Source organism: Aneurinibacillus aneurinilyticus ATCC 12856 (genome assembly GCF_000466385.1).
Taxonomy (GTDB): Bacteria; Bacillota; Bacilli; order Aneurinibacillales; family Aneurinibacillaceae; genus Aneurinibacillus; species Aneurinibacillus aneurinilyticus.
Window position 1 is genome coordinate 1 of the sequence record NZ_KE952844.1, and the last position, 1,626, is coordinate 1,626.

General features: G+C 36.8%; 2 protein-coding genes. Both read right to left on the minus strand.

Annotated elements, in window-relative coordinates:
* Window positions 1–17: 17 nt before the first annotated feature.
* A complete protein-coding gene (locus HMPREF0083_RS17545; protein ID WP_051354709.1) occupies window positions 18–974 on the minus strand; it encodes a M56 family metallopeptidase in 957 nt (318 codons plus the stop codon).
* A 6-nt stretch (window positions 975–980) separates the two neighbouring features.
* Entirely contained in the window at window positions 981–1,394 is a 414-nt protein-coding gene (locus tag HMPREF0083_RS17550) for a BlaI/MecI/CopY family transcriptional regulator (RefSeq protein ID WP_370974858.1), read from the minus strand.
* Window positions 1,395–1,626: the final 232 nt, after the last annotated feature.

A 1,626-nucleotide genomic window follows, 5' to 3' on the forward strand; every position in this document is an offset into this window, starting at 1 on the left:
GTAGGTGTCCAAATTCATTAGGGGGCTAAATAGTTATATCCAGTTAGATTGGCTAAACTCGATATAGATTGTGACTTGGAATAATACTCTAAAAGACTAATAAGGGTATGACCATAGTTTTCTTTTTGTTCACTGCCGATAAATGTAAGAGCAAGCGCGTCGCATGCTATCTCCTGATCTTCACGCATTCGATAATAGGCATACCACAGAATCGGATTAAACCAATGCAAAATGAGTAATCCATACATCAAGCAATTGATGGCAACGTCTCTTCGTTTAACATGACCCAATTCATGATAAAAAATAAACCCTAACTGCTTATGTTCTAATGTTCTTATAAGTGAATCAGACAACAGAACTCTAGGACGTATAAATCCTAGAACAGTCGGACTTGAAATTTTCCCTGCTAGAACTAAAGGAATGGCTTGCTTGATTGCCATTATTTTTTTACACTCTTCAAACAAGTCAACGATTTCTCGATCCGTAATAGCAGGTTGTTGTTTAATATGTGTATAAACACGTCGGTTTACAATAACGGTGTGAATACAAAGACAAACGACGCCTAAAAGCCACACATAAAACGCGAGCGTATACATTGAAATACTCGTTGAATCTTGTTTTTTCTCTGTAGCAAAAACTGAAATCGTCGGCTCTTGTTTTTCTTCAATAGGGGCAGTCGAATCTGAAACATCCAGTATTATTTTATTAATAGAAGATACATCTGCCGTTTGAGAGGATTCATGACCGTAGGTGAAAAAATTATACACGCTATATGAACTCTCAGGCGCCCATGGGAGAAGTAATCGTACCATGATGATAAGCCATAGCATATAATGCCATCTGGGCGGTAGCTTGTTCCGCAATATCACTTTCATCAGTAAAATAAGCCCCACCAACACACTGGCCATCATAGAATTCTTTAATACCCAATCAAAGAAATTCAATAGAGAGAGACTTAGATGGTCTAAGTTCACGTTTATCTATCCTTTCTTCGATCGGTCTTTAGCTCTGTCTGTCTCTGCTTTATCATCGAGAATACGTTTAAGTTCGTTAATTTCTTCCGAAGATAATTTCTGTTCCTGCAAAAAGTTAACAAGCAATGGCTTTAATGCGCCTCCATACAAGCGTTTGAGAAAAGACTGCGTTTCGACTTGTAGATAGTCGTCCTGTGAGACCAAAGGATAATACAAATATGTTTTGTTCGTTTCTTGATGATAAGATATTACTTTTTTTTGAAGCAATCGGCTAATGAGTGTGCGGACAGTTTTGGGTTTCCACTCCTTTTGTCCTTCCAAAGCATCAATCACTTCATTAGCCGTTTGAGGGGACTTTGACCAAAGAATTTTCATTACCTCCCACTCTGCCTCAGATATTTTAGGTAGATTTTTCATAATACCCTGTTGCCTCCTTTCTCTTTTTTGGATTACCTTTGTAATCAATATATAGATTACATTTGTAGTTATGAAATGTCAACCTCAAAAAAATCAGGAAGAAAATTAGTATCTACTGATTTTTCGAGTTATCTTCCTATATAAATTAATTTCATAAATCTGAGCCTAGTAACTACAAGGGTTTCTAAGCATGGAAAAAGGAGTACATTTTGGAATCCATGATATCATCGGGTAG